We start from the raw sequence: 6479 nt of genomic DNA on the forward strand, positions 1-6479 counted from the left end.
GAAGCACGAGGCCCCCCTCTGCGAAAGGGCCTCCGCCCCCTAAATCACGCCGATGCCGCCCGCGGACGATCGGACAGCTGCCGCGCGGCCAGCGCTATATTCGATGCCTGGCTGACGCCTTTGGCAACTCCGGCGGCTGCGGCCAGCACGGGCCCGCCATCCCGAAGACTGCCGATCTCCAGAAAAGGGCACACATCGCCGCCAGCTTCGCTGACGAGTAGCAGCCCCGCAAGACAATCCCATGAATTCATGTGCAATTCGAGATAGCCATCGGAACGGCCGTCAGCCACATAGGCAAGCGCCAGCGCGCCGGAGCCGGCGCGGCGGACATTGGCGCCCATATCGAGCAGGTTCCGGACGACATCGAGATAGGTCGTATTCGCGATACGGGTGGACCACCCCATCTCGATCGAAGCCGCATCGAAGCGCTCCGTTTCCGCAGTTCGGATCGGTTGCCCGTTGCGCGTCGCTCCCTCACCGCGACGGGCGAAATAAAGCTCGCCAAGGGCGGGACTATAGATCGCCCCGATTTCGGTCTGGCCGCTTTCGACATAGGCGATGGAGATGCAGAAATGCGGAATGCCACGGGCAAAATTGGCGGTGCCGTCGATGGGATCCACCACCCAGACGCGCTCACCGATCTCGCCGCCGCCCTCTTCCCCGAAAAAACTGTCTTCCGGGAAAGCGGCCATGATCGCGCCGCGAATATGCGCTTCGGAGGCGGCATCCGTCACCGTCAGAAAGTCCTGCGGCCCCTTCATCGAAAAGCTGCGCGTCGCCTCGCCCTGAAAACCTTTCAGCACCAGTTCGCCGGCGGAAAGAATAACGCTGCGGCACAATTCGGCACGCGCCGCCAGTGTATCGGGATAGTGGATCGAATCCATGCGCAGGAACCATTTCTCAAAGTTTGAACACGCGTTCATATTGCACGCGTGTTCAAACTTTTCAAGGGGCCTTGAAAAGGAGTTGATGGACATTGGAGGAGGGCGGGCCGATCAGGCCAATGGAATGGATTCGTCGCAACACGTGGCATGAAGCAAAGGGTTGCTTCACCACTACCAATATCCCCGCAGGAAACATTTAATACTGAAAACATTGGAATGTTGCGAAACGCAGTGCCTGCATCTTGCGGTTGATGTAGTTGTCTCTCGGTTAACCCTGTGTATTTCCAATGATGTAACGGGAATTATGTTACAAATGCCGCTCTGTACTTGAAGAGCCATGAATGAAAATACTGACCGCCACACAGAAACTGCAGGACTTCATGTCCGTCCGGTCCGACAATCCTGATCTGCTGAAAGCACAGTACCGCGCTTTCACCCGACAGATGCCGATGATGTATTTCATCCTGCTTTCAAGCACATGGGCGCTTGCCGTGACGCATATGCGATTGGCGCCGCTTTGGCTCACCGTTGGTGTTCCCGCCCTCTTCACACTCGGCTGCACGCTCAGGGTCGCCTTCTGGTGGAGGACGCGCGGCATGGATCCCGAACCGCGGGTGGCGCATGCAGCCCTTCGGCGCACCAATCGCCTCGCTGCCGGCATCGCCATGGCATTCACGCTCTGGTCTTTCCTGCTGGTGCCCTATGGGGATGCCTATACGCAATCCCACGTCGCCTTCTATATGGCGATTACCGTCATTTCCTGCATTTTCTGTCTGATGTATGTGCGCTCGGCCGCCTTCACGGTGACGCTCATCGTCAATGGCGCCTTCATCGCCTTTTTTCTGGCATCGCGGCAACCGACCTTTGTTGCCATCGCCATCAACGTGCTGCTGGTCTGCACCGGCATGATGTCCATTCTGCTGACCAACTACCGCAATTTCGAGCGCATGGTCATTTCACAACAGCGCACGGAAGCGCTGAGCAACGAAAACCTGCTGCTTGCCAATATCGACAGCCTGACGGAACTGCCCAACCGCCGCGCCTTTTTCGCCCATCTTGAAGCCGAGCTCGAAAAAGCCAGGGCCAACGGAACCCGGCTGGCGCTGGGTGTCATCGATCTGGACGGGTTCAAGCCCGTCAACGATCTTTACGGACACTCCGTGGGAGACAGGCTGCTTGTCAATGTCAGCAAACGCCTCACCGCCAATCTGAAAGCCAGCAGGGCCTTTCGGCTGGGCGGTGACGAATTCGCCATCGTCGCCCCGATCATACCGGATGACGCGCAACTCGTCGCAAATGCCAATGCGATCTCCGAGCAGTTGAGGGCGCCTTACCATATGCCGGAAGGCACCGTGCATGTTTCCGCTTCCATGGGAATTGCCGTGTTTCCGAACCTCGCCTCCACGCTTGAACAGCTTTTCGACAGGGCGGATTATGCCCTTTACCACGCCAAGAAAACCCGGCGTGGCGACGCTGTTCTGTTCGATGCGGAGCACGAAAAGCAGATCAATATCGAAGCCCGCATCGAGCACCTGCTTAAACAGCGGGATATGGAAAACGAGCTTTCGGTCGTTTTCCAGCCGATCGTCGATATACGCGACGGAAGGACGGCAGGGTTTGAAGCGCTGGCGCGCTGGCATAGCCCGGTTCTTGGATATGTGCCGCCTTGCCAGTTCTTCCCCATCGCCGAGCGAGCCGGCATCGTCGGTTCGCTGACGCGGCCGCTTCTCAAGATGGCGCTCGCCTCCGCCGCCAAATGGGAGCCTTCCCTGCGCCTGTCGTTCAACCTTTCGGCGCAGGACCTCAATTCCCATGAGGGCGTGCTTTCCCTGCTCGGCATCATCGAAAACAGCAGCTTCGATGCGCGGCGGCTGGACCTTGAAATTACCGAGACGGCTTTTGCCCATGATTTCGAACAGGTCAGGCAATCGGTCGAAATGCTGCGGCGTCTCGGCTGCGGCATATCGCTGGACGATTTCGGCACCGGCTATTCCAGCCTGACGCGACTGCATGCATTGCCGCTGACCAAGATCAAGATCGACCGCAGCTTCGTCACGGACCTGCACGAAAAACCGGCCAGCTACAAAATCGTAAAATCTCTTCTCACCCTCAGCCGCGACATGGGACTGGAATGCGTGGTGGAAGGGGTGGAAACACAAGCCGAGCTTACCGCACTCGAAGGCCTCGGCGCCACGCTGGTGCAGGGCTATGTCTATGCGCCGCCGCTTCGGGAAGAGGATGTCAGTGCGTTTCTCTCGGGACAGGCGAGTCCCAAACATCGCACCAAATCCATAGCTCTCAAAAATCCAAACAAGGCTTGGTGGTAAGCTCCGATGCCCTCTCCAATTAAAACTTCCCCAGCGCCGGAATAGACATCACCGATGAGCCAACCTGAGTCAGGGATACATCAAGCGCCAAAGAGATGATACGGGCCTCATCAAGGACATGCAGCCTATTGCAGCGTCCCGGTGGCCCATGTGTCTCGGTATTGTGGTTCGCCGCTGTAGTTGTCGGGGGAGGCTCATGCCATTTCCCTCCCGGTCCACGTTGCTGCGATTTTAGAAGGCCTCAGGCAGACCGCCGCACCAATAACATTCGAAGCCTTCGGAAGCTCGCAACTCAGAGATCTGGGTGTTCTATCCGCTCCCAAGCCGCACCATCGAAGCGGAAAACATCTTTCGATGCGACGACCCAAAGCACGTTTTCGATCACCTGCGCAAAAAACGGACCATTGTCGATAGATTCGTTATCATCACGATTGCTCAAGCGCGGAAGAGGAGGATCAAATCTGCCAAAACGTCCTGTCTTGGGGTCATACTCATAAAGACCGCCGGGACGAACGCTCGCCGCCATGACGAGTTTTTCCCGATACGGAGTGATCATGTGAAAGAGATTATGCTGCTGCCGTAATGCGACAGGCGAAAATCCCCGTGTGTGACTTCCGTGTATGAGAACACCTTCTCTCCCACATATCCAGACGCTCTCAGGATTCTCGATGTAAATTCCGGTCAAAGCGGCTACCGGAATTGGAATTTTCAGTTCGTGCAACTCATGACCATCCCAGAAACAAAGGACCGGTTTGGTACCGGGTCCCTCCTCCCCGCAAAGATAGATGGCTTCTTCCGACAACCCGTTTATGTCAAAGAACAGTATATCGCGGGAGGCTGGATTGAGGGCCGACTGAGTGACCCATTCCTGCCATTCCGGAGAAAGAAATTCCGGCTCTTTTTCAGGCTTTGCTTCCTCCTGCGCATTTGGGTTCAGCAACAATTTATCGGTCAGGAGACGCCAATCATTGTTCCCCTTGCGAACATAGATTTGCCCCCCCTCTCCGCAGGCATATAGGTGTTGCCCGATCTCGCGGATGCGAGTGAGACGCCCATAGCCTTTCGAATCGTCACTCCAACTACCGGCTCCCTGAATTTTCTCTTGAAAATTCTCCTTCCAGTAGGTGTGATAAACGTCACCCTCCGACGACAGCAAAACGAAATAACCATCTGGCGTAGCGTGCTCAGCGCTATGATACACAGTCATGCTTTGAATATGGAAACCGAAGTCGGAATACGTCCAGTCCTGCGGCGGCACGTCGTCACGATCATACCGATAAAATCGGCCATCAGGATCGAAAGGCTCAGCATTGTCTCTCGTTGCGACAACGGCGAGCGTTTTGCCCGACCTCGCATATGCTCTCGTAAAATCGATAGGCAGCTTGGTTTTCATGGTTTTCTGGTCGCTCCTTCAACAGCTCCAGACTTCAAAGCCGATATGGTTTCTTCAGGAAGGGGAGGATATTGTTTAGCTCGTAAAAGCTGGAACGGATTTTTTCCAGCATATTGGGTCGTCAGGGCTGCCATAATCTCTTTTGCACAATCGGGCCTCACGCTTATCATAGCCTGGGCCGACGCCTGAACTACTTTATGTAAGGGCGCCGTAAAAGGTGGCGTTGAATTTCTACCGGCATTTTCGATCGCCTTGTCCGCCAGATGACCACCCCAGTGCTCGGTTTGCTCTACCCGGGCATTGCCAATAACACATATAGCCATACCATCATTAAGGTTGGGCATATTCGGAATGCGCTTATCGGCCTCCTCTCTCGCGCCATAACGAAGCGTCCAGTCCGGAACTATATGGTGAGCCTGCATGCCGTACTGACCGCAGACGCTCTTCATCTTGCCGTAACGGTCGACCTGACACTTCTTGCGGTATTCGTCCCGATCGGAGACACGTACGGTTTCGCTCTGGGGTAATGCCTGTGGCCGACTTTCTGGTTCCTCACGCACTCGCTGCCGATGCCGACGGAGCTCCTCCATCGCCCAATCCCGCATCTCCCAGCTGTCATGTCCGGCGTCGACACCCTCGTCGAACATTTCTTTGATCCGCCGCTCCTGATCGTCCCGTGGGACGACGTCAGACAGATTTGCACCATTATCGGGGATAAGGACGCTTGATAATATCCCGATGACATTTAGGCGGCGGGCCCAAATGCCCACCCTCGCGAGACGGCCAACTTTTGCAAGATCGCTCACAACCCTGTGAGGCGGGGTACGATACCACTGAGGCGCTCGGGCGGGTCCCGGGGTTATCACCCTTCCCGGACCACGAGGAACAGTCTGGGGGACAGTCGGCCTTGTCGCCGGCATTCCTCCGCGAAGTGCTTGCGCAGAGTTTTGAGCAGCCCCAGTCGTCGCTGCGGCAGCCGATCCCGCATAAGCGTATTTCTCGCCCTCTTTAAACGGCTCGGGCGACGCATCGCTGATAACCCGGCCTTCGTCCGACCCGTCCTGCCATCGGAGCGATCCCCGCACCGGATCATCGTCCTTGGGAGGGTCATAGATCTGCGTGCTGCGGACGAAGATCGCCTCACCCTGGGTATTCCTGTTGTTCATATAAAAACGATCGAGGTGGCGAATGACATGCGAGCCTTCAGCACGCACCTGATCAGCGTGACCGATGGGTTCGCAGATGCTTTCCACCGTACCGGATTTTACCCCCTTGCGGCTGCCGGGCGCATCGCCGTGCACATGTGTCGTGCACGAACGCATCACCATTGCCTTTTTGCCGGTGAACCGAACAGACGGCGTATAGTTTTTATCATGGCCGCAAAAATCCACGACCGGATAGGGAATAGGCACTACCGACGAGCCAACCGGTGTCAGGCATACATCAGGTGCCAAAGAGACGATGCGCGCCTCATCGATGTCACGCAGTCCCTCACGCGGTGTGCCCGTGGTCCATGTGCCGGGATATTCGGGCTCTCCGATATAATTGTCGCGGGGGATGCTCATGCTGTCTCCCTCTCGGTCAGAGCCGCTTCGGTTTCGGGCGACTTCAGACGAACGCGCGTCAGGGTGAGTTTTGTTTCACCGGCATCGGGAAGAGGAAACCTGATGCGCCAGGTCAGAAGCACCCGTCCGTCATTGCGCCAGTCGAATTGCACGCCATCGAGCTTCAGCACGTGCCATTCGTCGCGATCTTCGCGAGAGCAATGGACACCGAGGGTAAGGCCAGGCAACGAGCCTTTCGCGACCGGATGCTCAGAACTCAGATTAACGAGCTCGTAGTTCTCGTCACCCTTGAGGTGAGGCGTCGCGATGA

5 protein-coding genes are annotated in these 6479 nt (G+C 56.7%); 1 reads left to right on the top strand and 4 read right to left on the bottom strand.

Annotated elements, in window-relative coordinates:
* Nucleotides 1-44 precede the first annotated feature (44 nt).
* A complete protein-coding gene (locus ACIK7D_RS19405) occupies nucleotides 45-884 on the bottom strand; it encodes an inositol monophosphatase family protein (RefSeq protein ID WP_080820418.1) in 840 nt (279 codons plus the stop codon).
* A gap of 341 nt (nucleotides 885-1225) precedes the next feature.
* Here ACIK7D_RS19405 and ACIK7D_RS19410 point away from each other — a divergent pair, with 341 nt between their 5' ends.
* Nucleotides 1226-3211, top strand: coding sequence for a putative bifunctional diguanylate cyclase/phosphodiesterase (locus ACIK7D_RS19410; RefSeq protein WP_400157119.1), 1986 nt, complete (start codon nucleotides 1226-1228; stop codon nucleotides 3209-3211).
* Nucleotides 3212-3503: 292 nt separating this feature from the next.
* Here ACIK7D_RS19410 and ACIK7D_RS19415 read toward each other — a convergent pair whose 3' ends face one another.
* From ACIK7D_RS19415 to ACIK7D_RS19425, 3 genes are all read right to left on the bottom strand, one after another.
* Nucleotides 3504-4604 carry a hypothetical protein gene (locus tag ACIK7D_RS19415; protein ID WP_400157120.1) on the bottom strand — a complete coding sequence of 367 codons (1101 nt, stop codon included), beginning with the start codon at nucleotides 4602-4604 and terminating at the stop codon, nucleotides 3504-3506.
* A complete protein-coding gene (locus ACIK7D_RS19420; protein ID WP_400157121.1) occupies nucleotides 4601-6169 on the bottom strand; it encodes a DUF4150 domain-containing protein in 1569 nt (522 codons plus the stop codon). The genes ACIK7D_RS19415 and ACIK7D_RS19420 overlap by 4 nt, the downstream gene beginning before the upstream one ends.
* The coding region (locus ACIK7D_RS19425) for a DUF2169 domain-containing protein (RefSeq protein WP_400157122.1) at nucleotides 6166-6479 on the bottom strand (314 nt) is incomplete at its 5' end. The genes ACIK7D_RS19420 and ACIK7D_RS19425, both read right to left, overlap by 4 nt.

It is taken from the genome of Agrobacterium sp. P15N1-A (genome assembly GCF_044626815.1).
Classification (GTDB): domain Bacteria; phylum Pseudomonadota; class Alphaproteobacteria; order Rhizobiales; family Rhizobiaceae; genus Agrobacterium; species Agrobacterium leguminum.

Coding starts and splice junctions, on each gene's coding strand:
- ACIK7D_RS19405 (WP_080820418.1), bottom strand. CDS start 884: ATGGATTCGATCCACTATCCCGATACACTGGCGGCGCGTGCCGAATTG.
- ACIK7D_RS19410 (WP_400157119.1), top strand. CDS start 1,226: ATGAAAATACTGACCGCCACACAGAAACTGCAGGACTTCATGTCCGTC.
- ACIK7D_RS19415 (WP_400157120.1), bottom strand. CDS start 4,604: ATGAAAACCAAGCTGCCTATCGATTTTACGAGAGCATATGCGAGGTCG.
- ACIK7D_RS19420 (WP_400157121.1), bottom strand. CDS start 6,169: ATGAGCATCCCCCGCGACAATTATATCGGAGAGCCCGAATATCCCGGC.